Source organism: Streptomyces sp. NPDC056527 (assembly GCF_042794475.1).
Taxonomy (GTDB): domain Bacteria; phylum Actinomycetota; class Actinomycetes; order Streptomycetales; family Streptomycetaceae; genus Streptomyces.
In genome coordinates this window covers 112,684-138,460 of sequence record NZ_JBHTTQ010000006.1, presented here as the reverse complement: position 1 = coordinate 138,460, position 25,777 = coordinate 112,684, and the positions used below count along the sequence as shown (strand labels likewise).

At 71.7% G+C, this 25,777-nt stretch carries 24 protein-coding genes, 1 pseudogene and 1 riboswitch; of the genes and pseudogenes, 15 read left to right on the top strand and 10 right to left on the bottom strand.

Annotated elements, in window-relative coordinates; translation table 11 throughout:
- Positions 1-451: 451 nt before the first annotated feature.
- Positions 452-1,408, bottom strand: coding sequence for a winged helix-turn-helix domain-containing protein (locus tag ACFQ7Q_RS05655; RefSeq protein WP_383550328.1), 957 nt, complete (start codon positions 1,406-1,408; stop codon positions 452-454).
- 91 nt (positions 1,409-1,499) lie between these two features.
- Between ACFQ7Q_RS05655 and ACFQ7Q_RS05650 the strand changes: the two genes are divergently transcribed.
- Entirely contained in the window at positions 1,500-2,702 is a 1,203-nt protein-coding gene (locus tag ACFQ7Q_RS05650; RefSeq protein ID WP_383550325.1) for an alpha/beta hydrolase family protein, read from the top strand.
- 9 nt (positions 2,703-2,711) lie between these two features.
- Positions 2,712-3,506, top strand: coding sequence for a S16 family serine protease (locus ACFQ7Q_RS05645; protein ID WP_383550323.1), 795 nt, complete (start codon positions 2,712-2,714; stop codon positions 3,504-3,506).
- Here the strand turns inward: ACFQ7Q_RS05645 and ACFQ7Q_RS05640 are convergent.
- The 4 genes from ACFQ7Q_RS05640 to ACFQ7Q_RS05625 form a co-directional block, all read right to left on the bottom strand.
- Positions 3,439-4,746, bottom strand: a complete 1,308-nt coding sequence (locus ACFQ7Q_RS05640; protein WP_383550321.1) for an MFS transporter — start codon at positions 4,744-4,746, stop codon at positions 3,439-3,441. The two genes, ACFQ7Q_RS05645 and ACFQ7Q_RS05640, sit on opposite strands and share 68 nt — an antisense overlap.
- A complete protein-coding gene (locus ACFQ7Q_RS05635; RefSeq protein ID WP_383550319.1) occupies positions 4,743-4,967 on the bottom strand; it encodes a hypothetical protein in 225 nt (74 codons plus the stop codon). The genes ACFQ7Q_RS05640 and ACFQ7Q_RS05635 overlap by 4 nt, the downstream gene beginning before the upstream one ends.
- A gap of 18 nt (positions 4,968-4,985) precedes the next feature.
- Positions 4,986-5,603, bottom strand: a complete 618-nt coding sequence (locus ACFQ7Q_RS05630; protein ID WP_383550317.1) for an ArsR/SmtB family transcription factor — start codon at positions 5,601-5,603, stop codon at positions 4,986-4,988.
- A 108-nt stretch (positions 5,604-5,711) separates the two neighbouring features.
- Entirely contained in the window at positions 5,712-6,188 is a 477-nt protein-coding gene (locus tag ACFQ7Q_RS05625) for an Lrp/AsnC family transcriptional regulator (RefSeq protein ID WP_383550315.1), read from the bottom strand.
- A 121-nt stretch (positions 6,189-6,309) separates the two neighbouring features.
- On the opposite strand from ACFQ7Q_RS05625, the gene hppD reads away from it, so the two are divergent.
- The gene (gene hppD, locus ACFQ7Q_RS05620; protein ID WP_383550313.1) at positions 6,310-7,455 is read left to right on the top strand and encodes a 4-hydroxyphenylpyruvate dioxygenase; all 1,146 of its coding nucleotides are present in this window, start codon (positions 6,310-6,312) and stop codon (positions 7,453-7,455) included.
- A gap of 159 nt (positions 7,456-7,614) precedes the next feature.
- On the opposite strand, the gene ACFQ7Q_RS05615 is transcribed toward hppD, so the two are convergent.
- A complete protein-coding gene (locus tag ACFQ7Q_RS05615) occupies positions 7,615-9,081 on the bottom strand; it encodes a tetratricopeptide repeat protein (protein WP_383550311.1) in 1,467 nt (488 codons plus the stop codon).
- Positions 9,082-9,168: 87 nt separating this feature from the next.
- Between ACFQ7Q_RS05615 and ACFQ7Q_RS05610 the strand changes: the two genes are divergently transcribed.
- Positions 9,169-10,548, top strand: a complete 1,380-nt coding sequence (locus ACFQ7Q_RS05610; RefSeq protein ID WP_383550309.1) for an FAD-binding oxidoreductase — start codon at positions 9,169-9,171, stop codon at positions 10,546-10,548.
- A 40-nt stretch (positions 10,549-10,588) separates the two neighbouring features.
- Here ACFQ7Q_RS05610 and ACFQ7Q_RS05605 read toward each other — a convergent pair whose 3' ends face one another.
- Positions 10,589-11,080 (bottom strand): SsgA family sporulation/cell division regulator, encoded by a 492-nt coding sequence (locus ACFQ7Q_RS05605; protein WP_383550307.1) that lies wholly within the window; start codon positions 11,078-11,080, stop codon positions 10,589-10,591.
- Positions 11,081-11,373: 293 nt separating this feature from the next.
- Between ACFQ7Q_RS05605 and ACFQ7Q_RS05600 the strand changes: the two genes are divergently transcribed.
- Together ACFQ7Q_RS05600 and ACFQ7Q_RS05595 are read left to right on the top strand one after the other, a co-directional pair.
- Entirely contained in the window at positions 11,374-12,849 is a 1,476-nt protein-coding gene (locus ACFQ7Q_RS05600) for an RDD family protein (RefSeq protein WP_383550305.1), read from the top strand.
- 89 nt (positions 12,850-12,938) lie between these two features.
- Complete coding sequence (locus tag ACFQ7Q_RS05595) at positions 12,939-13,739, top strand: RDD family protein (protein WP_383550303.1); 801 nt, start codon at positions 12,939-12,941, stop codon at positions 13,737-13,739.
- Between the two features lie 13 nt (positions 13,740-13,752).
- Here the strand turns inward: ACFQ7Q_RS05595 and ACFQ7Q_RS05590 are convergent, their stop codons facing one another.
- The gene (locus tag ACFQ7Q_RS05590; protein ID WP_383550301.1) at positions 13,753-14,025 is read right to left on the bottom strand and encodes a hypothetical protein; all 273 of its coding nucleotides are present in this window, start codon (positions 14,023-14,025) and stop codon (positions 13,753-13,755) included.
- Positions 14,026-14,368: 343 nt separating this feature from the next.
- On the opposite strand from ACFQ7Q_RS05590, the gene ACFQ7Q_RS05585 reads away from it, so the two are divergent.
- Positions 14,369-16,810, top strand: coding sequence for an immune inhibitor A domain-containing protein (locus ACFQ7Q_RS05585; RefSeq protein WP_383550299.1), 2,442 nt, complete (start codon positions 14,369-14,371; stop codon positions 16,808-16,810).
- 124 nt (positions 16,811-16,934) lie between these two features.
- Positions 16,935-17,228, top strand: a pseudogene (locus ACFQ7Q_RS05580) (hypothetical protein); the annotation flags it as partial.
- A 134-nt stretch (positions 17,229-17,362) separates the two neighbouring features.
- Here ACFQ7Q_RS05580 and ACFQ7Q_RS05575 read toward each other — a convergent pair.
- A complete protein-coding gene (locus ACFQ7Q_RS05575; RefSeq protein ID WP_383550297.1) occupies positions 17,363-17,959 on the bottom strand; it encodes an isochorismatase family protein in 597 nt (198 codons plus the stop codon).
- Positions 17,960-18,068: 109 nt separating this feature from the next.
- Complete coding sequence (locus ACFQ7Q_RS05570; protein WP_383550295.1) at positions 18,069-19,397, bottom strand: nicotinate phosphoribosyltransferase; 1,329 nt, start codon at positions 19,395-19,397, stop codon at positions 18,069-18,071.
- A 100-nt stretch (positions 19,398-19,497) separates the two neighbouring features.
- Between ACFQ7Q_RS05570 and clpS the strand changes: the two genes are divergently transcribed.
- The 7 genes from clpS (at position 19,498) to ACFQ7Q_RS05535 (ending at position 25,765) form a co-directional block, all read left to right on the top strand.
- Positions 19,498-19,803, top strand: a complete 306-nt coding sequence (gene clpS, locus ACFQ7Q_RS05565) for an ATP-dependent Clp protease adapter ClpS (RefSeq protein WP_329120087.1) — start codon at positions 19,498-19,500, stop codon at positions 19,801-19,803.
- The gene (locus ACFQ7Q_RS05560; protein WP_383550292.1) at positions 19,803-20,387 is read left to right on the top strand and encodes a DUF2017 domain-containing protein; all 585 of its coding nucleotides are present in this window, start codon (positions 19,803-19,805) and stop codon (positions 20,385-20,387) included. Before clpS ends, ACFQ7Q_RS05560 begins: the two co-directional genes overlap by 1 nt.
- 315 nt (positions 20,388-20,702) lie before the next feature.
- The gene (locus tag ACFQ7Q_RS05555) at positions 20,703-22,154 is read left to right on the top strand and encodes an amino acid permease (RefSeq protein ID WP_383550290.1); all 1,452 of its coding nucleotides are present in this window, start codon (positions 20,703-20,705) and stop codon (positions 22,152-22,154) included.
- A 77-nt stretch (positions 22,155-22,231) separates the two neighbouring features.
- Entirely contained in the window at positions 22,232-22,660 is a 429-nt protein-coding gene (locus tag ACFQ7Q_RS05550) for a M67 family metallopeptidase (RefSeq protein ID WP_329120093.1), read from the top strand.
- 31 nt (positions 22,661-22,691) lie between these two features.
- A riboswitch (cobalamin riboswitch) is annotated at positions 22,692-22,765 on the top strand.
- Positions 22,766-22,824: 59 nt separating this feature from the next.
- Entirely contained in the window at positions 22,825-23,793 is a 969-nt protein-coding gene (locus ACFQ7Q_RS05545) for an ABC transporter substrate-binding protein (protein ID WP_383550288.1), read from the top strand.
- Complete coding sequence (locus ACFQ7Q_RS05540) at positions 23,790-24,983, top strand: FecCD family ABC transporter permease (RefSeq protein WP_383550286.1); 1,194 nt, start codon at positions 23,790-23,792, stop codon at positions 24,981-24,983. The genes ACFQ7Q_RS05545 and ACFQ7Q_RS05540 overlap by 4 nt, the downstream gene beginning before the upstream one ends.
- Positions 24,980-25,765, top strand: coding sequence for an ABC transporter ATP-binding protein (locus tag ACFQ7Q_RS05535; RefSeq protein ID WP_383550284.1), 786 nt, complete (start codon positions 24,980-24,982; stop codon positions 25,763-25,765). Before ACFQ7Q_RS05540 ends, ACFQ7Q_RS05535 begins: the two co-directional genes overlap by 4 nt.
- The last annotated feature ends 12 nt before the right edge of the window (positions 25,766-25,777 follow it).

Here is a 25,777-nt window from a genome sequence, read left to right as displayed (position 1 = left end):
CGGCGGGCCGCCAGCCCCGGTTGTGGGCAATCGTCCCGCGGGACGGGCGCGAGTGGGCCGCGGGGTGGACGCGGCGCGGGAGGTCGCCGACGCGTTGCGCTGACGCGCGCGGCGGGCTGCCACCCCCGGTTGTGGGCAATCGTCCCGCGGGACGGGCGCGAGTGGGCCGCGGGGTGGACGCGGCGCGGGAGGTCGCCGACGCGTGGCGCTGACGCGCGCGGCGGGCTGCCACCCCCGGTTGTGGGCAATCGTCCCGCGGGACGGGCGGGCACGACGGACGGCGCCCTTGCGGGTGCCTCCGCCCCGAATCACCACGCCTCGGAGAGCGGTGCCCGGCCGTGGGCCCGGGCCCACGGCGCGGACGGACCCGCGAGGGCGCCGTCCGCGTGGGTCGTGCCCACCCGTTCCGCCCCGCGGAGCAGTCGGCCCCACCGGCGACGGTGGTGGCGGGTCAGCGCCCGTCGCCCGTCAGGAGGTCGCCCAACGCCGTTCTGCGGTGTTCCACCGAGCGGCCGGTCCGGGTCGTCGTGATCAGGCCCGCGCCGCGCAGGGCCGCTGCGTGGGACGAGGCCGTGGCGTTGCTGACGCGCAGGTGGCGGGCCAGGGTCGTCGTCGTGTGCGGCGTGGTCAGTGCGCGGAGGAGTTCCAGGCGGGTCCGGCCGAGGACCGCGGCCAGGGACTCGTCCGTGCCGGGCGCCGCGTCCGGGGTGAGCGGCAGACCGGTGCCCGCCGCGTAGGACACGACCACCGGTCGGTCCGGCAGGTCCTGCACGAGGGGACGACCGGTCCAGTGGAAGGTCGGCAGGAGGACGAGACCGCGTCCGGCGAGCCGTATCTCCCGGGTGTCCGGCGCCGCCCACTCCCAGACGCCGTCGCGCAGCCGCGTGCCCGGGACCAGAGCCGGCAGGGCCGCGCCGACGCCGTGTTCGGCGACCGTCACCGCATGGCGGGTGAACTCCGCCCGGTGCAGGTCCTGCACCAGCGGCCACACCGGCGCCACCACCGTCTCGAAGGCCGCCCGCTGGGCGCGGCGCAGTATTTGCCGGGCGCCCGCCTCGCCCGCGTGGAGCTCGCGGATCCACTTCGGGGAGGGACGCCCCGCGTACACCCGCTCCAGTTCCGACCGCACCAGCTCCGCGGGGGCCGCCGCCACCAGGTCGAGGCTCTCCTCCAGCGTCGCTCCCAGCACGTCGAGGAAGAGCGGGGGATCGCCCGCCGGGACGAGGTCCGCGAGCGGTGCCACGACGTCCGGCAGGGACCGCAGCACCCGTCGCCGCCAGCGGCCGTGGAGCAGCTCGCCGCCGCCCGACATCATCATGAAGGCCGCGTTCAGCTCCGGCACCGGGGCCGGCCGGGCGGCGAACCGCACGCGGGCGAAGTCGTCCGCCGTGAATCGGATCCGGATCAACGCCGCCGCCTCATTCCGCTCTCCCCCGCAAGCCTTTCGATCACAGCCTCAACCTTCGTCCGAAGGCGCTGCCCGACGCCAGCCTGTCCGCATGACATCTCCCCGAGAGACCCGAGAGACCCGAGAGGCCCGGCCGACCCGAGCGGTCGGACCGACCCGACGGACCGTCACCCGAGCGGGCGTCCTCGCCGCCGCCCTCGCCCTCGCGCCGACGGCCGCCCGAGCCGCCGGCTCCACCCGGCTCCGACTGCCCGCGCCCACCGGCCCGTACAAGGTCGGCGCCACCACCCTGCACCTGGTAGACCCCTCCCGTAACGACCCGTGGAAGCCCGAGATCGGGGTACGGGAGCTCATGGTGACCGTCCTCCACCCGGCCAGGACCGTGCGCGGACTTCCGCGCGCACCCCAGCTGACCCCCGGCGCCGCCGAGCTCTTCGCCGAGCTCGCCCCCGCGATCCACCCGGGGCTGCCGCCGGCCGGTGTCGACTGGGCGGCCACCCTGACGCACTCCCACCCCGGCGCACCCGTCCTGCCGGGCCGTCGGCCCGTGCTGCTGTACAGCCCCGGTGGCGGCGAGGCCCGCACCATGGGCACGTCCCTCGCCGAGGAGCTGGCGAGTCACGGCTGGGCCGTCGTCACCATCGACCATCCGGGGGACGCGAGCCAGGTGGAGTTCCCCACGGGGCGGCCGGGCCGGGAGAAGGTGCGCCCGACGGTCTTCCTCGGCCCGCCCGACGCGGAGCAGTTCCGCACCATGATCGACACCCGCCTCGCCGACGTCCGCTTCGTCCTCGACCGGCTCGAAGCCCTGGAGGGCCCTCTCGGCCGCGCGCTCGACCTGGGGCGGGTCGGGATGTACGGGCACTCGGCCGGGGGCACCACGGCTGCCCAGACGCTCTACGACGACCGGAGGATCGCCGCCGCGGTGAACCTGGAGGGCTACCTGGACCGGGTGGACGGCGAGCTCTTCCCGGTGGCCCGGTACGGCGTCGACCGCCCGCTGCTCCTGTTCGGTACGGACGGGTTCCGCGACGCGCGGCTCGACCGCTCCTGGTCCGCGATGCTCGCCCACCCCACGGGCCGTACCTGTCGGCGGCAGCTGGACCGGGCGGCGCACGGGGTCTTCACCGACCACGCCGCCCTCGTGCCGCAGCTGCATGCCGCGGGCCTGGTGACCACGGAGGCCAGGGTCGGACTCGTCGGCGCGATCGAGCCCAGGGTGTCCGTGCCGGCGGTGCGCCACCTGGTCCGCGCGTTCTTCACCCGGACCGTCCCTCCCAGGGGCGCCCAGTAGATTGGGGGCGTGCTCTCCAGTCTCACGCGTAACCGTGCCCTCGCGCTCTGCGCGCTGCCCGTCGCCGCGCTCTTCGCGGTCGTCGGGCTGGCGCCGTTGCCGTACGCCATCGCACAGCCCGGCACGACCGCCGATGTGCTCGGCAAGGACAAGGGGCGCGAGGTCATCACCATCAGCGGCAAGCCGGTCCGTCCGACGGACGGCGAGCTGCTGATGACGACCATCTCGGCCACCGGGCCCAGCGTCGACAACGACTTCGGCGATGTCGTCGACGCCTGGTTCCGTACCGACCGGGCCGTGCTGCCGCGCGACTCCGTCTACCCGCCCGGGAAGTCGGACGCCGAGGTCGAGAAGCACAACCTCGGCGAGATGAAGGAGTCGCAGGACGCCGCCACCATGGCCGCCATCGGCTACCTCAAGCTCGACCCGAACGACGTCGACGTCACGCTGCACCTCGCCGACGTCGGCGGGCCGAGCGCCGGTTTCATGTTCTCCCTCGGGATCGTCGACAAGCTCGCCGGCGACGGTTCGGGCGGCGACCTCACCGGGGGTCGGACCATCGCCGGTACGGGAACGATCGAGCCGGACGGCACGGTCGGCGCCGTCGGCGGCGTCTCCCTGAAGACCCAGGCGGCGGGCCGCGACGGGGCGAGCGTCTTCCTCGTACCGAAGGCGGAGTGCTCGGACGCGCAGGCCGAGCTGCCGAAGGGGATGCGCCTGATCCCGGTCTCCACGCTCAGCGATGCGGTGTCTTCGCTCCGGGCGCTGGAGCAGGGGCAGGAAGCGAAGATTCCGAGCTGCTGACGCCCTTCGGGGCGGGGTCCATCTCGCGCCAGGCAGGGAAGACCATCGGGGCCAGCGTGACCAGGAAGTAGACCCCGCCGAGCGCGAGCAGCGCCGTCGTCAGGCCGGCCCCTTCGACGAGCTGCCCGGCGACGAGGCCGCCCAGCGGGGTGGCCAGGAGCACCCCGGCCATCGTCACCCCGGAGACCCGGCTGCGCAGGTCGTCGGGGACGCGCTCGTACATCAGGGTGGCGAGGATCGGGTTGAGGAGCCCGGCCCCGAACCCGCTCGCCACCATCGTGACGAGCAGCGGAAGCGTGGTGTCGGTGAGCGCGGCCACCGCGTACGGCGGGGCGCCGCACAGCAGGAACCCGGCCGTGAAGACCACCCGGCGCGGGAAGCGGTGGCCTATCGCCCCGTAGAGCACGGCGGCGAGCAGCGCGGAGCCGCCGAAGACGGCGACGAGCAGACCGAGGGCGGCGGAGCCGCCGAGGTTCTCCCGGGCGTGGACGGGCAGCAGCACCGAACTCCAGCCCTGGCTCAGCCCGTTGGTGGCCATCACCATGACGACGATGCCGAGCAGCAGCCGGGAGCGGAGCACGAAGGCGTATCCCTCGCGCAGCTCGGCGCGGTAGCCGGGCAGGGAGAAGGGGGCCGGGTCGGGCTGGGGCGCGGCGGCCGGCACGCCCCGCAGGCCGAACAGGACGAGCAGGGCGGAGAGCCCGAAGGTGGCGGCGTCCAGGAGCAGCACGGTGTCCGCGCCGATGAGGGCGACGAGGACGCCGGCGAGGGCGGCGCCGGTCATCCGGGCGCCTCGGGAGACGGCGTCGTAGAGGCTCGCGGCGCGGGGGAGCGGGGTTCCGGCGCGGCGGGCCAGGTCGGGGATCAGGACGTGGCGGGCGGTCTCGCCGGGCGCGTGGAAGAGGCCGGTCACGGCCATCAGCGCGCAGAGCATCCAGAACTCCAGCACGCCGGCGCTGTGCAGGAGCGGGATCGCGGCCAGCGCGAGCGCGCAGACGAGGTCGGAGGCGACGCTTATCCGGCGGCGTCCGATCCGGTCGATGACCGGTCCGCCGACGATCGCGGAGACGACGACGGGAACGGCCGCGCAGAAGGCGACCAGGCCCGCCTTTCCGGGGCTGCCGGTGGTGTCGAGGGCGAACCACGGGACACCGATGAGGGTGAGCGCGTTACCGGTGATGGAGATGGCGTTGGCGGCCAGGACGGTGGCCAGTGGAGCACGTCCCGCGGGAGCGCTCATGCGGCGAGCGGGAGACGTCGGGCGCTGCCCGGGGCGGTGGCGCCGGGTCGGGCGGTGGCAGGGACGGCGAGTCGGAGCCCTAACGCGACCAGCGTCCAGCCGATCCGGGCACGGACCGGGGCGAGGGACACGGAGTCGGTGGCCGCGCGGTGGAGTTCGGTCGACCGGTGGAGTTCGGCCGCGTCGAGGTGGTGCAGTTGAAGGTGGATGTCGGCATGCATGGCTTCGTGGTCCCTTTCTCAGTTCTCGTACTGGGGGAACGCATGCAGGTGCAGCCGTACGCGGGCGGCGCCCGGCGCTTCGGCGTCGGCACTGTCGCGGTACGCGTCGATCAACTCGTGCATCTTTGTGGTGAGTTCGCGCAGTCGCTCGGGCGGCAGGCTCAGCGTGAAGTCGCTCATGTCAGCGGAGCCGGTCCACGCCTGGCCCCAGTCCTGGCGGGTGCCGAGCCAGGTGTTGAGCTCCTGGGCGTGGATGGTCGCGATCTCGTGGAGGTAGACCTCCACGGCGCCCCTGACCTCGGGGTCGGGGTTCTCGTACAGCGACTCGTCGAACGTCGTTCCCTGCACGGCCGCCTTCCACCACCGCTCCCGGCCCTTGCCCCGGGTGGGGTCGTCCTCGACGAAGCCGTGTGCGGCGAGCTGGCGCAGGTGGTAGCTGGTCGCGCCGCTGGACTCGTCGAGCCGCTCGGCCAGTTGGGAGGCGGTGGCGGGGCCGTGGTGGCGCAGGGCGCGCAGGAGCTGGATGCGCAGCGGGTGGGCGAGGCCACGGAGCGAGCGCGGGTCGAGCGTGCGACTCAGGGGCTTCTCGGGCCGGGGCGCGGACGGGGGGACGGACTGGTGCTCGGGCTCGGGCATGGCGTCAGACTAGAGTTGCAAAGGAAGGCTTGCAAGGGATTCTTTGCAACTACTTCTTTGGAGTCCTGGGGGGGGGGTGCGCGGGCCGTCCCTCGCCCGTCCGTCCCGCTATGCGGGGCCGTCCTCCGCCGCCTGCTCCACCAGTGGGATGATCCGCAGCGGTACGGGGTTCTCCATCACGATCGCCGTGGAGGCGCGGACGATGCCCTCGAAGCCGACGACCCGGTCGATCACCCGCTGCAGGTCCGCGTTGGAGCGGGCGACCAGCCGGCAGAGCATGTCCCCGTGTCCGGTGGTCGTGTGCAGTTCGAGCACCTCGGGCACGGTCGCCAGATGGCTCCGGACGTCGGGCCCCTGCCCCTGCTTGATCTCCAGCGTCGCGAACGCCGTCACGGGATAGCCGAGCGCCGCCGGATCGACCTGAGGCCCGAACCCGCGGATCACTCCGTTGGCCTGAAGGCGGTCCAGGCGCGCCTGCACGGTGCCGCGCGCCACGCCCAGCCGGCGCGAGGCCTCCAGGACCCCGATCCGCGGCTCCCGGGCGAGGAGCACGATCAACCGCCCGTCCAGATGATCGATCGCCACAGTGGCCTCCCCATGGTCATCCTGTACAAGTATCCCCGCCATACTGGCCCGTCGCTGTGCAGATTGCCCAGTGCTCCGGCGAACTATTGCGCAGCTTGCCGATCGGCGGGACTCTGCCGCTATGACTGAGACCATCGATCACACCCCTTCCACGGCGCGGCAGGCCGATCCCTTCCCCGTGAAGGGCATGGACGCGGTCGTCTTCGCCGTCGGCAACGCCAAGCAGGCCGCGCACTACTACTCCACGGCCTTCGGCATGAAGCTCGTCGCCTACTCCGGACCGGAGAACGGCAGCCGCGAGACCGCCAGTTACGTCCTGACGAACGGCGCCGCCCGCTTCGTGTTCACCTCCGTCATCAAGGTCGCCACCGACTGGGGCCGGTTCCTCGCCGAGCACGTCGCCGAGCACGGTGACGGTGTCGTCGACCTGGCGATCGAGGTGCCGGACGCGCGCGCCGCGTACGCCTACGCCGTCGAGCACGGCGCGACCGGCATCACCGAGCCGTACGAGGTGAAGGACGAGCACGGCACCGTCGTCCTCGCCGCCATCGCCACGTACGGCAAGACCCGCCACACCCTCGTCGAGCGCTCCGGCTACGACGGCCCGTACCTGCCGGGCTTCGTCTCCGCGAACCCGATCGTCGAGCCGCCGGCCAAGCGCACCTTCCAGGCGATCGACCACTGCGTCGGCAACGTCGAGCTCGGGAAGATGAACGAGTGGGTGGCCTTCTACAACAAGGTCATGGGCTTCACGAACATGAAGGAGTTCGTGGGCGACGACATCGCGACCGAGTACTCGGCGCTGATGTCGAAGGTCGTCGCCGACGGCACGCTCAAGGTCAAGTTCCCGATCAACGAGCCGGCGATCGCGAAGAAGAAGTCGCAGATCGACGAGTACCTGGAGTTCTACGGCGGCGCGGGCGTCCAGCACATCGCGCTGGCCACGAACGACATCGTCGCCACCGTGCGCTCCATGCGCGCCGCCGGTGTCCAGTTCCTCGACACGCCGGACTCGTACTACGACACGCTCGGCGAGTGGGCCGGCGAGACGCGGGTGCCGGTCGAGACGCTGCGTGAGCTGAAGATCCTCGTCGACCGCGACGAGGACGGCTACCTGCTGCAGATCTTCACGAAGCCGGTCCAGGACCGTCCGACCGTCTTCTTCGAGATGATCGAGCGCCACGGCTCGATGGGCTTCGGCAAGGGCAACTTCAAGGCCCTGTTCGAGGCGATCGAGCGCGAGCAGGAGAAGCGCGGCAACCTCTAGTCCGCCGAGGCCGACGGGCCCGGGGCGACCGCCCTGGGCCCGTCACCATGAGCACCCGGGTCCGCCCGGGCGTCGGCACGCTGCGGCGCCCGCGGGGTTGGCGCCGCAGCGCCTGCCGGTGGGCGCCGGTCCGGGCACGTGCCCCGAAGGGGCGGGTTCCTACGCCGTCTCCCGCGCCTTCGGTGTCTCCCGGGGCGTCGGGGTGCCAGGGGTCTCCCGGGTCGTCGGCTCGGTGTCGGGTTCCGCTCGCTCCGGGCGCAGTTCCTCCGGCAGCACGTCCGGAGGATCGCCGAGCGCCGCCGCCGCCTTGCGGGCCTTCGGGGCCAGCAGCGGCGAGAAGTCCGGATTGATCCGCAGTGCCTCCGCCAGGTGGCGGCGGGCCGGGCCGTCCATGCCCACCGCCCGCTCGATCTCGCCCCGGTGGTACGTGAACAGCGCGCTCCGCAGCCCCTCGTCCGTCGCCCGCTTCGCGTACTCCAGCGCCTCCTTCGGCTCCCCCGAGCGGTACAGCGCCCATCCCAGCGCGTCCGCCACCCGCACCGACCGGTGCCCCCGCGCCCACTCCGCCTTGAGCCGCCGTACCGCCGCGGCCGGGTCGCCGTGGTCCGCCTCGAACAGGCCGAGGACCGCCTCCGCGTTGACCCATTCCCGCGTCCGCAGCAGGTCGTACCGGCTCCGCGCGTCCCCGTCCAGGCCCAGCGACTGATAGAGCTCGCCCGCCTCCAGGACGTACTCCGGCAGCGGCAGCCGCGCCAGCGCCGCCCGGTAGCCGGCGACCGCCTCGTCCGTGCGGCCGAGCGCCGCGAGCGCCCGGGCCCGGCCGGCCAGCGAAGGGCCGTGGTCCCGTACGAGCGCCAGCGCCTTCCCGTACTCCGTGAGCGCCTCCTCCGGCTCGCCCCGCTCCCCGGCCAGATCGCCGAGCCGGGCCAGCGCCGCCGCCTTCTCCGCGCCCGACTCCGCCTGTCCCACCGCGTCGATCGCGGCCGCCACCGCGTCCTCCCGCCAGCCCCGGTCGCGGTACATCTGGGCCGTCCGCGCGCTGACCGTCCCGCCCGTGCGCAGCTTCTCCAGCGTGGAGAGCGCCTTGCGGGCGGACTCGTACTCCCCGAGCCCGTTGTACGCGTCGATCAGCAGCGGGTACGCCGACCAGCGCTTCGGGTCCTCCTTGCGGACCGCCTCGCCCCAGGTCCGCGCCGTCCGCCAGTCGCCCCGCGCGTTGGCCAGGGCGCCGAGCCCCAGCTGCGCGTCGAGGTTCCCGCGCCCGGCCGGCCGCACCTCCAGCGAGCGCTTCAGCGCACGCTCCGCCCTTGGGTAGTACGTCGAGTCGCCGAGCCGCGTACCCCGTTCCGTGTACGCCGCGCCCAGCACGGCCCAGGACTCCTCGTCCGTCGGATGCCTCTTCAGCCACTTCTCGCGGTCGGCGATCAGCGCACCCAGGTCCGGCAGCGAGGCCGGCGCCCCCGCGTTCGCCGCGAGCACCGCACGCTCGGCGGGACCGGGGGCGGGCGGCTTTCCGTCGCCGAACAGACCGGGAGCGAGATCGGGGGCGTACAGCAGTGCCGTCGCCGCGAGCACCGCACCCACCCCGGCGGCCAGAATCGACCTCGACACGTTCTCCGTCTTCATGCCGCTCACTGTGCGCCTGTACGAAGAGCACACGAAGGACCACGACGGCGGGTTCACACCGATGGCCCCGACTGCCACGCTGGACGCATGGACGATCTTCTGACGCGGCTCCACGCGGAACTGCGCGCGGGCCTGCCCGCCGAGGCGCTGATCACCGACCCGGACGTCACCGCTTCCTACTCCCACGACATGGCGAGCTTCTGCACGGCCGGCACCCCCGCGGCCGTCGTGCTCCCGCGCACCGTCGAGCAGGTCCAGCACATCATGCGGACCGCGACCGCGCTGCGCGTCCCGGTCGTCCCCCAGGGCGCGCGCACCGGTCTGTCCGGCGCCGCTAACGCCTCCGAGGGCTGCATCGTGCTGTCGCTCGTCAAGATGGACCGGATCCTGGAGATCAGCCCGGTCGACCGGATCGCCGTCGTCGAGCCGGGCGTCGTGAACGCCGTCCTGTCCCGCGCCGTGAACGAGCACGGCCTGTACTACCCGCCGGACCCCTCCAGCTGGGAGATGTGCACGATCGGCGGGAACATCGGCACCGCGTCCGGCGGCCTGTGCTGTGTGAAGTACGGGGTGACGGCGGAGTACGTCCTCGGTCTCGACGTCGTCCTCGCCGACGGGCGGCTGATGTCGACCGGCCGGCGTACCGCCAAGGGCGTCGCCGGATACGACCTGACCCGGCTCTTCGTCGGCTCGGAAGGCAGTCTCGGCATCGTTGTCGGCGCGACCCTCGCGCTCCGGCCGCAGCCTCCCGTACAGCTCGCGCTCGCCGCCGAGTTCCCCTCCGCGGCAGCCGCCTGCGACGCCGTCTGCGCGATCATGGAGCGCGGCCACACACCCTCGCTCCTTGAGCTCATGGACGGCACCACCATCCGCGCCGTCAACAGGATGGCGAACATGGGGCTCCCGGACACCACCGAGGCCCTGCTGCTGTGCGCCTTCGACACCCCCGACCCGGCCGCCGATCTGGCCGCCGTCGGTGAGCTCTGCGCGGCGGCCGGGGCCACCGAGGTCGTCCCCGCCGAGGACGCCGCCGAGTCCGAACTCCTCCTCCAGGCGCGTCGGCTGTCGCTGACCGCCCTGGAGACGATCAAGTCCGCGACGATGATCGACGACGTGTGCGTGCCGCGCACCAAGCTGGCCGCGATGCTCGACGGCACCTCCGCCATCGCGGAGAAGTACGACCTGACGATCGGCGTCTGCGCGCACGCGGGCGACGGCAACACCCACCCCGTCGTCTGCTTCGACCAGGCGGACGAGGACGAGTCGCGCCGGGCGCGGGAATCCTTCGACGAGATCATGGCCCTCGGTCTGGAGCTGGGCGGCACGATCACCGGCGAGCACGGTGTGGGTGTGCTGAAGAAGGATTGGCTGGCGCGGGAGTTGGGGCCGGTGGGCGTGGAGATGCAGCAGGGCATCAAGCGGACCTTCGACCCGCTGGGGATCCTCAACCCCGGAAAGCTGTTCTGACACCGGCGCCTTCCCGCGTTCGACCTCGTGGCGCTCCCGCTCACACCTCACCGTCCTGGGACTCGTCCGAGGGCCACGGGTCGCGCAGCCACAGGTCGTCGGCGACCGAGGTGGTGGCCAGGAGTTCGGCAAGGCCGTCGTCGATCCCGAGCTGCTCGGACTCGGTGCCCGGCGGAACGGCGCGCAGGGTCCGCTCCAGCCACGCGGACACCTGCGCGGACGGCGCTTCGAGCAGCGCGTCGCCGTCGGGGGAGGAGAGCGCCATCAGGACGACGTTGCGCCCGTCGACCTTGGTGGGCCAGATGCGGACGTCCCCGTGGCCGCACGGCCGGAAGACGCCCTCGACGAGCAGCTCGCGGGCGAACGTCCAGTTGACCGGGTGGTCCGAGCCGATGTGGAAGGTGATGTGCACGGCGTACGGGTCGTCGGTGCGGTACGCGAGTCGGGCGGGCACGGGGATGGAGCGCTCGGGGGAGAGCACCAGCTTCAGCTCCAGCTCGCGCTCGACCACGGTGTTCTCGGTGTTCTGCATGGCGTGACGTCCTCTCCGGTCGCGGGCCCCGGGTGGGCCCGCACAGGAAGAGAGCGCGGTCGTCGTCGGCCATTACGCGACTTCGGGGAAGTTTTTTCGAGGAGATTCCGGCGAGGATCCGGCGGGATCGTCGGCCCGAGCGTGACGGTGAGTGGCGGGATCCGTGGGTATGTCGCTCGAAGGCGGGTTTCTCACGGCCACGTTCTTCCCGCGGCACCGTTCTTCGTTACTGTCCTCCTTGGGCCCACGGGCCCGATGTCGTAGAAGCGTTGTCACGGAACGGAGTCGGGGCAGTGGCTACTCCTCCTGGAGCCGGCGGGGAGGTACCTCGGGCCGGGTACTACCCGGACCCGTCCATTCCCGGATACATCCGGTACTGGAACGGGGGCGCCTGGGTGCCCGGGACGAGCCGTCCCGCGCCCAAGGAGGGCGAGGCACCGCCGGCCGCCCCGGCCGGGGTGATGCCCCCGGGTCCGGCGCTCGCCCCGAACCCCTCGCCCGCGCCCGTGGTTCCGTCCACCCCGGTGCCCGCCGTGGAGGAGACCGGACCGGTCTTCCTGGACGAGGAGCCGGTCGCCGAGACGCGGCCCGAGCCGGCCTCGGCCTGGCAGGCGGACGTCTCGCGGCAGACCGGCTTCGGCGGCGACCGGGACCAGCGGGTCTCGTGGGGCGCCCCGGAGGCGGAGCCCGCGCCCGCCTCGCAGGACCCCCGCGTGGCCGCCTCCCGGACCCCCGACCCGGAGCCCGCCCCCACGCCCGCCGCGCGCCCCGCGGCGACGTCGTCGGCGCGCCTCGGCGGTATGCCCGTCACGCCGGCTCCGGCCGCCGACCCGACCGGCGGCGCGCTGCCCGGCGTACGGCAGCCGCAGGCCGAGGGGACCATGACGATCCGTTCCCTCGCGCCGAAGGACGGCCAGGCGGCCCCGTCGGCACGTGCGCCCCAGGGCGCGCAGGGCGCCCAGGCGTTGCAGGGACCGCACGGCACCCAGGACGCCCCCGGCGCGCAGAGCCCGCAAGGCCCGCAGGGACTCAGGTCCCCGCAGGCCCCGCTCCCGCACGTTCCCGGCCAGCCCCAGCCCCAGCCCGCGCCGGCCCCCACCCCCGCCGCCGCCCCCGCGCCGGTCACCACCGGCCCCGGCGGCGGCGCCCCCTCCTGGCCGCAGCAGGTGCAGCAGCTCGCGCAGTCCGGGCCCGCCGCGGGCCCCCGGGCCGAGGCCGAGCAGCCCGTCCTGCCCTGGAAGCCGCCCGTAGAGGACCGGTTCCTCCAGGCCGCCCGGGCGCAGGCCGCCGCCCGCCCGGCCGGTCTCGGCAAGCGCCTCGTCGCCCGGCTCGTCGACACCCTCGTCCTCGGCGCGCTCGTCGGAGGGGCGTCCTTCCCCTTCGTGACCCAGGCGCTCGACCACATCGACGCCAAGATCGAGGCGGCCAAGCAGACCGGAACGACGGTCCAGGTCTGGCTCCTGGACGGCACGACCTCGCTCAACTTCGGGATCGCGCTGGCCGCCCTGCTCGTCATCGGCGTGCTGTACGAGGCGCTTCCCACCGCCAAGTGGGGTCGCACGCTCGGCAAGAAGCTCTGCGGTCTCCAGGTGCGGGACATCGAGGCGCACGAGCCGCCGACGTTCGGGGCGGCCCTGCGGCGCTGGCTCGTCTACAGCGTCCTCGGGCTTCTGGTCCTCGGCGTCCTCAACGTCCTCTGGTGCCTCTTCGACCGGCCCTGGCGTCAGTGCTGGCACGACAAGGCGGCTCACACCTTCGTGGCGCGCTAGGGGGCGTCCGGCGGAGGGGCCCGTACGGCGGTCGCTCGAACGGGCGGCGAATCCTTGCGGGGCCCTGGCTCGCGGGATGCACTGCCCCCATGAGCAACGACCAGCCGACGCCCGGCCAGCCGCCCGAGGACGACCCGTTCCTCAAGAAGCCGCAAGAGCCCACGCCGCCGTCGGCGGGCTCTCCTCCCGGGAGCGGCGGTCAGCCGCCGCCCCCCGAAGGACCACCGCCGGGAGGTCCCCCGCCCGAGGGACCGCCGCCCGAGGGACCGCCGCCCGAGGGGCCACCTCCCGGAGGACCGCCGCCCGGGGGGCCTCCGCCCGGCTCCCCGTACGACAACGTGCCGCCGCCGCCCCCGCCGTACGGTTCCCAGCCCTACGGCGGCGGGGGCGCCTACGGCGGTGCGGACCCGCTCGCCGGGATGCCGCCGCTCGCCGACTCCGGCAAGCGCATCCTCGCGAGGATCATCGACTGGCTGATCATCGCCATTCCGCTCGCGATCATCGGCATCCCGTTCAACGTGTACAACCGGGCGACCGACAGCGACGACTTCGGTGACACCATCACCGCGACCAGCACCGGCACCGGACTCGTCTTCCAGCTCATCACCATCGTGGCGTACGTCGCGTACGACACGGTGATGGTGGCGAAGAACGGCCAGACCCTCGGGAAGAAGTGGCTGAAGCTGCGGGTCGCGATGCTCAACGACGGCTCCACACCGCCGATGAACGCCTCGCTGATTCGTGCCCTCGTGCTGTGGCTGCCGGCGCTGATCTGCTGCGCCTGCCTGTGGCCGCTGCTCCTGCTGATCCTGATCCTGGTCGACAAGCCCTACAAGCAGGGCCTGCACGACAAGGCGGCCAAGACCGTGGTGGTGTCCGTGCCGCAGTAGCCGCGGAACAGCCTCACGAACCGATCCGGGTATCGACCCCCGCGCCCACCGGCGCGGCCGGTACCCGGATCTCGTCGTTCCGGGGGAGGGGCGGCACGGGTGCGGCGGTCGCCTTGCGGTGCACGGGCATCGTCACCGTGACCAGCAGCCCGAGAAGCAGTCCGGCGGCGCTGATGACGACGATCCCCAGCGCGGTCGTGGTGCGGGACAGCAGCAGCAGGGCGACGGTCGAGAAGACGACGGTGGCCGAACCATAGGCGAGCTGTGCGGCGTTCGGACGCGGCATGACGGGTACCGTCCCTCGAAGCATCGGCGGGTCGCACTCGCGAGCGACTCTACGACGGTGGATGCCCGAGCGAAACGGGTAGTAAGCGTGACCTAACCCACGGTACGGATGCACGGGGGGCGCATGGAGTCATCGGTGCCGCCAACCACCCCGCAAGGTGCGCCTGGTGGACGTCCGGATACCGGAAATCGACTCCTGCATAGTGCAGTTGGCCTGTTCAAGTCAAGGTCTGTCTTTTCTCCCGTAACTCCGATCGAATGTCGTCACTTGTGACGCGCGACCCCGCCCGCGGACACCCCACCCTCGGTCCGTGCGGTCGTGGGCGCCGGGGAGGAATCATCAAGTGACCAACAGACGACGGGCGATCAGAGCGTCCGCAGTCGTCGTGGCGCTCGCGGCCACCGCCGCCAGCGCCTCGGCTTTCGCCACCGCATGGGCCGACGACAGGGGCCCGGGGGCACCGGCCGGCATCGAGCGTCAGGACCCGGCTCCGGGTCCCGACGTGGACAAGACGGCGGTCGACCACGACCTCGAGGGCCCCTACAGCAAGCAGCAGGAGCAGCAGCGCAAGGCTGCCCTGGAGCAGGTGCTGAGCGGCGAGACCAAGGTCGAGCGCCGCGGTGGCTCCCAGGTCGTCAAGCTCGACAGCAAGAAGTACGTCGAGCTGGGCCGTGAGAAGACCGACAAGATCTTCACGATCCTCGTCGAGTTCGGCGACAAGGTGGACAACACCACCCTGGTCGACCGCGCCGACGACGACACGACCGAGCCGAAGCCGAAGTTCGGCGGCACGCCCGGCCCGCTGCACAACCAGATAGCCGAGCCGGACCGTGCGAAGGACAACTCCACGGCCTGGCAGAAGGACTACAACCAGCAGCACTTCCAGGACCTGTACTTCGGCACCGGCAAGGACAAGAAGGGCCAGCCGAAGCAGTCCCTGAAGACCTACTACGAGAAGACCTCCTCGGGCCGGTACTCGGTCGAGGGCGGCGTCTCGGACTGGGTCAAGGTCGAGTACAACGAGGCCCGTTACGGCTCGAACTACTGCGGCAACAGCAACTGCGCCAACGTCTGGGACGCAGTCCGCGACGGTGTGACCGCGTGGACCGCCGACCAGAAGGCCAAGGGCCGTACCGACGCCCAGATCAAGGCCGACATCGCGCAGTACGACCAGTGGGACCGGTACGACTTCGACGCCGACGGCAACTTCAACGAGGCCGACGGCTACATCGACCACTTCCAGATCGTCCACGCCGGTGAGGACGAGTCCGCGGGCGGCGGCGCCCAGGGCGGCGACGCCCTGTGGGCCCACCGCTGGTACGCGTACGGCACGGACGCGGGCAAGACCGGCCCGTCGAACAACAAGTCCGGCGGCACCCAGGTCGGCAGCACCGGCATCTGGGTCGGCGACTACACGATGCAGCCCGAGAACGGCGGCCTCGGCGTCTTCGCCCATGAGTACGGCCACGACCTGGGTCTGCCCGACCTGTACGACACCTCGGGCAAGCCCGGCGCCGAGAACTCGACCGGCTTCTGGTCCCTGATGTCCTCCGGTTCCTGGCTCGGCCGGGGCAAGGACTCCATCGGCGACCTGCCCGGCGACATGAACTCCTGGGACAAGCTGCAGCTCGGCTGGCTCAACTACACCAAGGTGAGCAACGAGCAGCGCGGTACGAAGTCCACCCACAAGCTGGGCGTGGCGGAGTACAACACCAAGAACCCGCAGGCGCTCGTCGTCGAGCTGCCGAAGAAGAAGGTCACCACCGATGTCGTCGCGCCCGCCGAGGGTGCCACGCAGTGGTGGAGCGACATGGGTGACGACCTCAAGAACACCCTGACCCGCTCCGTCGACCTCTCGGGCAAGTCGAAGGCCACCCTGGAGCTCAAGGGCTGGTACGACATCGAGCTGGACTACGACTACCTCTACACCGAGGTGTCGACGGACGGCGGCGCCAACTGGACCGCCCTGGACGGCACGGTGGACGGCAAGCCGCTGCCGCGCGACGCGAGCGGCGCCCCGGCGCTGACCGACGTCTCCGGCGCGTACAAGCCGCTCGTCTTCCCGCTGGACGCCTACGCGGGCAAGAAGTTCGACCTCCGCTTCCGCTACCAGACGGACGGCGGCGCGGGCGGCAAGGGCTTCGCGGCCGACGCCATCACGCTGACCGCCGACGGTGCCACCGTCTTCTCGGACAACGCCGAGAACGGTGACAACGGCTGGACGGCCAAGGGCTTCTCGCGGATCGCCAAGGGCTTCACGAAGGAGTACGAGCAGTACTACATCGCGGAGAACCGCCAGTACGTCTCGTACGACGCGACCCTCAAGGTCGGCCCGTACAACTTCGGGTTCACGGGCGACAAGGCCAGCTGGGTCGAGCACTACCCGTACCAGAACGGTCTGCTCATCTGGCAGTGGGACACCTCGCAGAAGGACAACAACACGGCCGTCCACCCCGGCCAGGGTCTGATCCTTCCGATCGACGCGCACCCGACGCCGCTGAAGAACGCCGACGGCACCCTGATGCGCAACCGCGTCCAGGCGTACGACTCGACGTTCGGCACCTACCGCACCGACGCGATCCGGCTGCACAAGGCGGACCAGCCGGCGTGGGTGAAGTCGCAGCCCGGCGTCCCGGTCTTCGACGACCGGCGGGGTACGTACTGGTACACCCAGACCGAGCGCGCCGGTGTCCAGGTAACTGACACCAACACCAAGATCGCGGTCGTCAAGGAGCCGAAGGACGGCCAGACGATCACCGTCCAGGTGGGTCCGTCTCAGAAGTAATCTGTATCGCCGCAGGTCAAACCATGATCGGCCGTCGCCCTCTAGCGGGCGGCGGCCGATCGTGTTTAGGTGCCTCTGACCGAGTTCTTATTGACAGCAAGCTCACAGGGGGAGTGGTTTCGGGATGCCCGGTGGAGGGTTCTGCAAGTTGCCAGGCGGCAGCGTGGTCGTGGCGATCGGGCTGCCGAGCCCGGCCGGCGACGGGGTCACGGTCCGCTTCCTGGTCCATGCCGCGAACCGCGCCCGCGCCCTGACCCGGCTGCGGAACCTGGGCCTGCGAGCGGTCTACCTCCGCGGTAACGCGGAGCCCCCGACCCCGGACGAGATCACCGCGGTCCTCCACCACCCGGACGGCCTCCTGTGGAGATCGACGGCCAGAGAGCTCTGGCACTCCGCCCGTCTGCTGCCCCGCGAACCCGTGGTGAGTACACATACCGCCGTGGAGGCGGAGCGCATGGACATATCCGCCGACCCGCACCCCGTCGACCGGGGCACGCAGCCGGCGAACCCCTACCCGCACCCCGCCGACCTGGCCGTCCGCCTCGGCAGCCCTCAGACGACGGGCTTCCCCGTCAGCTGAACCCCGGCGCCCCGAAGCTCCTCCAGCGCCCGCTCCGTCGTCTCCTTGGCCACGCCCGCCGTGAGGTCGAGGAGCACCTGGACCTCGAACCCCTCGCGCGCCGCGTCCAGCGCCGTCGCCCGCACGCAGTGGTCCGTCGCGATCCCCACCACGTCGACCTCGCGCACGTCCCGCTCCCGCAGCCACTCCGCGAGCGTGCGGCCGTTCTCGTCGCGCCCCTCGAAGCCGCTGTACGCCGCCTCGTACGCCCCCTTGTCGAACACCGCCTCGATCGCCCCGCTGGCGACCGCGGGCGCGAAGTTCGGGTGGAAGCCCACGCCCTCCGTGCCGGCGACGCAGTGCACCGGCCAGGAGGTGACGTAGTCCGGCTCCCGGCCCGCCGGGGCGAAGTGGTCGCCCGGGTCGACATGGTGGTCACGCGTCGCCACCACATGCCGGTACGCGACGCCCGCCGTCTCCCCGACCAGGTCGGTGATGGCGGCGGCGACATCCGCTCCCCCCGCCACCGCGAGGCTGCCGCCCTCGCAGAAGTCGTTCTGAACGTCCACGACGATCAATGCGCGGTGCATGGCGGGTGTCCTTTGGTGGGCCGGTGGGGGGAACGGAGGGGCACGGAAGGGGGAATGACGTCGAGCCTAGAGACTTCCCCCTCCTCGCGGGAGGGGGCGTCGCAGGGTGTTACACGTACTCCGTCGACAGCACCGGCTCGCCCCGCGACAGCTGGATCGCCGACATCGGCAGTCCCGCCCGCGCCTCGAAGTGCCGCGTCCGCGCCGCCTCCAGCGGCTCGCGGGCCACCACGTCGCCGCCCTTGACCAGCTCGACGAGCAGCTGGCGCTCGGCCAGCTCCGGCGGGACCGGCCCCGTGCCGAGGACCTCGGCCTCCGCGACGCCCTCCTCGTCCGTCCGGCGCGCCGCCCACTTGCGGCCGCCGACCGAGACCTTGCCGCCGACCGACTTCTTGGCGACCGCGATCAGCGGCGCCTTCGGGTCGGCGGACGTGGCCCGGGCGACCAGCTTGTAGACCATCGAGCAGGTCGGGTGCCCGCTGCCGGTGACCAGCTGCGTTCCCACGCCGTAGGCGTCGACCGGAGCCGCCGCCAGCGAGGCGATGGCGTACTCGTCGAGGTCCGAGGTGACCACGATCTTGGTGTTCTTCGCGCCGAGCTCGTCCAGCTGCGCCCGCACCCGGTGCGCGACGAGCAGCAGGTCCCCGGAGTCGATCCGTACGGCCCCGAGCTCCTTGCCCGCGACCTCGACGGCGGTGCGCACGGCCTCGGCCACGTCGTAGGTGTCGACCAGCAGTGTCGTACCGCGGCCGAGCGTCTCCACCTGGGCCCGGAAGGCGTCCCGCTCGCTGTCGTGCAGCAGCGTGAAGGCGTGCGCGGAGGTGCCGACGGTCGGGATGCCGTAGCGGAAGCCCGCCGCCAGGTCCGAGGTGGAGTCGAAGCCGCCGACGTACGCGGCCCGCGCCGAGGCGACGGCGGCCAGCTCGTGGGTGCGCCGGGCGCCCATCTCGATCAGCCGCCGGCCGCCGGCCGCGGCCGACATCCGGGAGGCGGCCGCCGCGATCGCCGAGTCGTGGTTGAGGATCGAGAGGATCACGGTCTCCAGGAGCACGCACTCGGCGAAGGAGCCCTCGACCCGCAGGATCGGGGAGCCGGGGAAGTACACCTCGCCCTCGGGGTAGCCCCAGATGTCGCCGGAGAAGCGGTAGCCCGCCAGCCACTTCAGCGTCGGCTCGTCGACGATGCCCTGGTCGCGCAGGAAGCCGAGGACGCCCGGGTCGAAGCGGAAGTTCTCGACGGCGTCCAGGACGCGTCCGATACCGGCCACCACGCCGTAGCGCCGCCCCTCGGGCAGCCGCCGGGTGAAGACCTCGAAGACGGAGCGCCGGTCGGCGGTGCCGCCCTGGAGGGCGGCCTGCAGCATGGTCAGCTCGTACTGGTCGGTGAAGAGCGCGGTCGACGGCACGTCCACCGGGAGCCCAAGGTCCGCAGCGTTCATGTCAGCGATGCTACACGAGAAATCGTCAGAGTGACGATTTCTCGGGTGAGGAGGTGACCCGTTTGTGCGACCCCCCTTCCGAGGTGGCAGCATGGGGTAAGTGAGCGTCGCGCCTATTGAGATCGAACGTACGGAGTCGGCCGAGGAGACCCATGCGGTCGTCGAGCCGGACGTCCCCTGGGTGACCCTCGTCCACAACGATCCGGTCAACCTGATGAGCTATGTGACCTACGTCTTCCAGGCGTACTTCGGTTACTCCAAGGACAAGGCGCACAAGCTGATGCTCGACGTGCACCACAAGGGCCGCGCGGTGGTCTCCAGCGGCACCCGCGAGGAGATGGAACGGGACGTGCAGGCGATGCACGGTTACGGGCTGTGGGCGACCCTCACCCAGGACCGCGGCTGATGGCGGGCCATTTCGAGGCGCTGCCCGGCGGCGGCGCGGCCGTCGCGCTCGACGAGGTCGAGATCTCCATCCTGCGCTCCCTCGCCGTCCAGCTCCTGGAGCTGATCGGGCCGGGCGACGAGCCGGTGGAGGGCGAGGACCCGCTGGCCGCGCTCTTCGCCGAGGGCCCGAGCGAGCCCCCGTCCGACCCCGCGCTCAAGCGGCTCTTCCCCGACGCGTACGGCGACGAGGACGAGGAGCTGCGGGCCGCGGCCGCCGACTTCCGGCGCTACACCGAGAAGGACCTGCGCGCGCGCAAGCGCGAGGACGCCCTCGCGGTCATCCGCAGCCTGGACTCGCTCTCCTCGAGCGGTGAGGACGGGGCGATCCTCAAGCTCACCCCCGACGAGTCGCGGTCCTGGCTCGGCGCCCTCAACGACCTCCGGCTGACCATCGGGACCCGCCTGGAGGTCACCGACGAGGACGAGAGCGGTGAGCTCTACCGGCTGCCGGACTCCGATCCGCGCAAGCCGATGGTGATGGCGTACCTCTGGCTCGGCGCGCTCCAGGAGTCCCTCGTCGAGACGCTGATGTCCGGAGCCTGACGCCCGGCGTTCGACCGATGTTCGCTCAGCGGACGCTCAAATCCGGATAACGAATACGTCACCAAAGTCTTCTCGTTGGCCCTCTCGAGTGACTTTTGTCCGGTTCTCCCTGTGGCGTGCGTCACTTCGACGCACGCCGATCACTGCTTCCCCCGTGATAAATCTTCACGACCGCCCGGGGACGCCACCCCTGTTCCCGGGGGCGCTTGGACCGGCTGACCGCCGGTAGCACTCCATCCATATCCGGGGGGATCAGGACCTGATCCGCAGCCAGACTCAGTCGGCGCGGATCGGCATGGAGAAAGGCGCACCACCATGACCTCAGTGCAGGTCGACAAGCAGCACGACGGCAGTGAGGCCGCGGACTCCGCCGACGGCGAGGGTTACCACCGGGCACTCGGCGCCCGCCAGATCCAGATGATCGCGATCGGCGGCGCCATCGGCACCGGCCTCTTCCTGGGCGCGGGCAAGGGCATCTCCAAGGCGGGCCCCAGCCTGATCCTCGCGTACGCCATCGCGGGCCTCGTCATCTTCTTCATCATGCGGGCGCTCGGCGAGCTCCTCATGTACCGCCCCGTGTCCGGCTCCTTCTCGGAGTACGCACGCGAGTTCATCGGCCCCTTCGCGGGCTTCGTGACCGGTTGGACGTACTGGCTCTTCTGGGTCGTCACCGGCATCACCGAGGTGACCGCGGCCTCCGAGTACATGCAGTACTGGACCAAGAACGCGGACGGCATCCTCAATCAGCCGCAATGGGTCTTCGCCCTGATCTTCACGGTCGTCCTGTTCCTCGCGAACCTGATCTCCGTCAAGCTCTTCGGCGAGCTCGAGTTCTGGTTCTCGATGGTCAAGGTCACCGCGATCGTCGGCATGATCCTGATCTGCGCCGGCATCCTCACCATCGGCTTCTCCGACGCCGGTGACACGGCCTCGATGACCCTGCTGTGGTCCGAGGGCGGCTTCTTCCCCAAGGGCATCGGCTCCACCCTGATGACCCTGCAGATGGTCATGTTCGCCTTCCTCGCGGTCGAGCTGGTCGGTGTGACGGCGGGCGAGTCCAAGGACCCGAAGACCGTCCTGCCCAAGGCCATCAACACCGTGCCGTGGCGCATCGCCGTCTTCTACGTCGGCGCGCTGATCATGATCCTGTCGGTCGTCCCGTGGACCCACTTCCAGCCGGGCGTCTCCCCGTTCGTCGCGGCCTTCGAGAAGATGGGCCTCGGCGTCGGCGCCGCGATCGTGAACTTCGTCGTCCTGACCGCCGCGCTCTCCTCCTGCAACTCGGGCATGTACTCCACCGGCCGGATGCTGCGCGACCTCGCGCTCAACGGCCAGGGCCCGAAGTTCTTCACCAAGCTCACCAAGAACGGCCTGCCGCTGGTCGGCACCTCGTTCTCGGCCGGGCTGATGATGGTCGGCGTCTGGATCAACTACCAGTGGCCCGGCGACGCCTTCAACTACGTCGTCTCCTTCGCCACGATCTCCGGCATGTGGGCCTGGATCATGATCCTGGTCTGCCAGGTCCGCTTCCGCCTCAAGGCCGACCGCGGCGAGCTGCCCCAGTCGTCCTTCAAGGCGCCGGGCGGCATCTGGTGCAGCCTCTTCGCGCTCGCCTTCATCGGCATGGTCATCGTGCTGATGGGCATCGACAAGGACGCGCGGATCTCGCTGTACTGCGCGCCGCTGTGGGCCCTGATCCTCGGCGTCGCCTACCTGGTCCTGAAGGCCCGCAACCCCGAGGGCGCGGCCTTCGCCAAGCGCTCGTAACGCCGGCCGGTCCAGCATTCGAGCCGCCCCGTACCACTCCTCGGTACGGGGCGGCTCCTTTGCTTATCCTGTCCGACATGCTGACCATCACCCGGGCCCTGTACGACCAGATCGTGGAACACTCCCGCGCGGACCACCCCGACGAGGCCTGCGGCGTGGTCGCGGGCCCGGTCGGCGCCGGCCGCCCCGAGCGGTTCATCCCGATGCTCAACGCCGCGCGCTCGCCCACGTTCTACGAGTTCGACTCCGCCGACCTGCTCAAGCTGTACCGCGAGATGGACGACCGGGACGAGGAGCCCGTGATCATCTACCACTCGCACACGGCCACCGAGGCGTACCCGTCGCGCACCGACATCTCGTACGCGAACGAGCCCGGCGCCCACTACGTCCTGGTCTCCACCGCCGACAGCGACGGCTCCGGCCCCTTCCAGTTCCGCTCCTTCACCATCGTCGAAGGCGTCGTGACCGAAGAGGACGTCAAGGTCGTCGAGGCGTACGACGCCTGAGAGACTGACCCGACACCAGGGCGGCAGGACCCAGGAAGCCGGTGTGAATCCGGCACGGTCCCGCCACTGTGACCAGCGCCTCCGGGCGCCGGGAGCCAGGAACTGACCTGCCGCCTCTCACCACCGACTGGGGACGTGGAAATCCCCGGAGGAGGCACTCCGTCATGACCTGGCGCCGCCGTATCCTGCTGCCCGCCGCCCTCGTCTCCCTGCTGGCCGGCTGTGCGGCCCCCTCGGAGCAGGCTCCCGCCGCGAAAGCCGCACCGGGATTCCCGTACACCGTCTCCAACTGCGGTGTGAAGACGACGTACCAGGCCCCGCCGAAGCGGGCCGTCACGATGAACCAGCACGTCACCGAGGTCATGCTCGCCCTCGGCCTGGAGAAGTCCCTCGTCGGCACCGCGTACCTCGACGACCGGATCCTGCCCGCGTACAAGAAGGCGTACGACTCGGTGCCGGTGCTCGCGAAGGAGTACCCCGCCAAGGAGGCGCTGCTCGCCGCGAACCCCGACTTCGTCTACGGCGGCTACGCCAGCGCCTTCGACGCCAAGGCCGGCCGCAGCCGCGACGACCTGAAGGCCGCGGGCGTCGACACCCGCCTGAACATGGAGTACTGCCCCTCGGGCGCCTCCTCACTCGCCGACCTCTACCGGGAGGTCGACGAGGTGGGCCGGACCTTCGGTGTCCCCGACCGCGGCGCGCGATGGACCGCCGAGGCGAAGAAGACCGTGACGGCGACCGAGCGGAAGCTGAAGGGGCTCACCCCGGTGTCGGTCTTCGTCTACGACAGCGGGGACAAGACGGCGTTCACCGCCGGGGGCAAGGGCATCGGCAACGAGCTGATCGCCCGCGCCGGCGGCCGCAACGTCTTCGCCGACCTCGACAAGACCTTCGGCGACGCGACCTGGGAGCAGGTCGTCGCCCGGAAGCCGGACGTGATCGTCATCTACGACTACGGCTCCACGACCGTCGATCAGAAGAAGAAGCGGCTCCTGGAGGACCCGGCCCTCAAGGACGTCCCGGCGATCAGGAACAAGCGCTTCGCCGTCATGCCCCTCTCGGACGCGGTCCTCGGCGTCCGCGTCCCGGCGGCGATCGAGAAGCTCGCGTCCCAGCTCCACCCGACGCGATGACGACCACCCCGCCGCCGAAACCGAACACGAAACCGGACGCGACCCCGTCGGCCCCGGCCGGTCCGGGCCCGGCGGGGCCGGTGGCGGCCCCGGCCGGTCCGGTGGTGGTCGACGCGGCCGCGGCGGCCGGGGGTCCGTCCGGTCGGGCCGCTCGCGGCCGTCCGTCCGGGGCGCCCGGTTCCGGTCGGTGGCTCCTCGTCGTCACCGGGCTCGTCGCCGCCCTCGCGCTCTCCGTCGTCGCCGGCGTCGCCCTCGGGTCGGTACGGATTCCCGTGGGCGACGTCGCCGGGATCCTCACCGGCCGCGCCGCCCCCTCCCCGTACCGCACGATCGTCCTCGACGTCCGGCTGCCCCGCGTCCTGCTCGGCGCGATCGTCGGCGCCGGGCTCGCCGTCGTCGGCACCGTCCTGCAGGCCCTCGTCCGCAACCGTCTCGCCGACCCCTTCCTGCTCGGGATCTCCTCCGGGGCCTCCACCGGCGCCGTCCTCGTGCTGGTCCTGGGCATCGGCGGCGGGGTGACCACCACCGTCGCCATGCCCGCCGGGGCCTTCGCCGGCGCGCTGCTCGCCCTCGTCCTCGTCTACGGCCTGGCCCGCCGCGGCTCCACGATGACCGGCGCCCGGCTCGTCCTCGCCGGCGTCGCCGTCTCGTACATCCTCTCCGCGCTGACCACCCTGATCCTGGTCCTCGCGGGCCGCCCCGAGCACTTCCAGGAGGCGATGTTCTGGTCCCTCGGCGGCCTCGGCAGCGCCCGCTGGGACACCCTCGCCCTTCCGGCCGCCGTCCTCGTCCTCGGCGTCGCCACCCTGCTCACCCTCGCCCGCCCGCTCGACCTGCTCCTCGTCGGCGAGGAGGGCGCGACCGTCCTCGGCCTGGACACGGCCCGGTTCCGCGCCGCCGTCTTCGTCCTGGCCTCCCTCGTCACCGCCGTCATGGTCTCCGTCAGCGGAGCCGTCGGCTTCGTCGGCCTGATGGTCCCGCACGCCGCCCGCATGGCCGTCGGCGCGTCGCACCGCCGCCTGCTGCCGGTCGCCGCGCTCGGCGGTGCGACCGCACTGGTCCTGGCCGACCTCGCCGCCCGTACCGTCGCCGCGCCCCAGGACATCCCCGTCGGCGTCCTCACCGCACTGACCGGCGGCCCGTTCTTCCTCTGGCTCATGCGCCGCCGCGCCGAAGGGAGCCCGGTATGACCGAGCTGCGCACGCGGGAACTCTCGTACGGAACACGCCTGCACGGCGTCGACATCACCGCCCGTCCCGGCGAGACCGTCGGGCTCGTCGGCCCCAACGGCAGCGGCAAGACCACCCTCCTGCGCTGCGTCTACGGCACCCTCACCCCCACCTCCGGCCACGCGCTCCTCGACGGCGTCGACGTGCACACCCTCGGCGCCAAGGCGCGGGCGCGCCGCATCGCCACGGTCCCGCAGGACGGTGACGCCGACTGGGAGCTGACCGTCCGCGAGCTGGTCGCCCTCGGCCGCTCCCCGCACAAGCGCTTCTGGGAGGGCGACACCGGCGACGACCTCACCCGGACCGAGGCCGCCCTCGCCCGCGTCGGCATCGCGGGGCTCGCCGACCGCCCGTACCCCACGCTCTCCGGCGGCGAACGCCGACGCGCCCTCGTCGCCCGCGCCCTCGTCCAGGAACCGGCCCTCCTCGTCCTGGACGAGCCCACCAACCACCTCGACATCCGCTACCAGTTGGAGGTCCTGCGCCTCGTCCGCGACCTGGGCACCACCAACCTCCTCGCCCTCCACGACCTCAACCTCGCCGCCCTCTACTGCGACCGCCTCTACGTCCTCGCCGGGGGCCGGGTCGTCGCCCGGGGCACGCCCGCCGAGGTCCTCACCCCGGAGCTGCTCTCGACCGTCTACGGGGTGGAAGCCGAGGTCGTTCCGCATCCCAGGACCGGCACCCCGACCGTCCTCTATCTCCCCGGTCCGCCTGTCGAGCGCGATCTGTCCGTCATGTGAGATCACATTCCG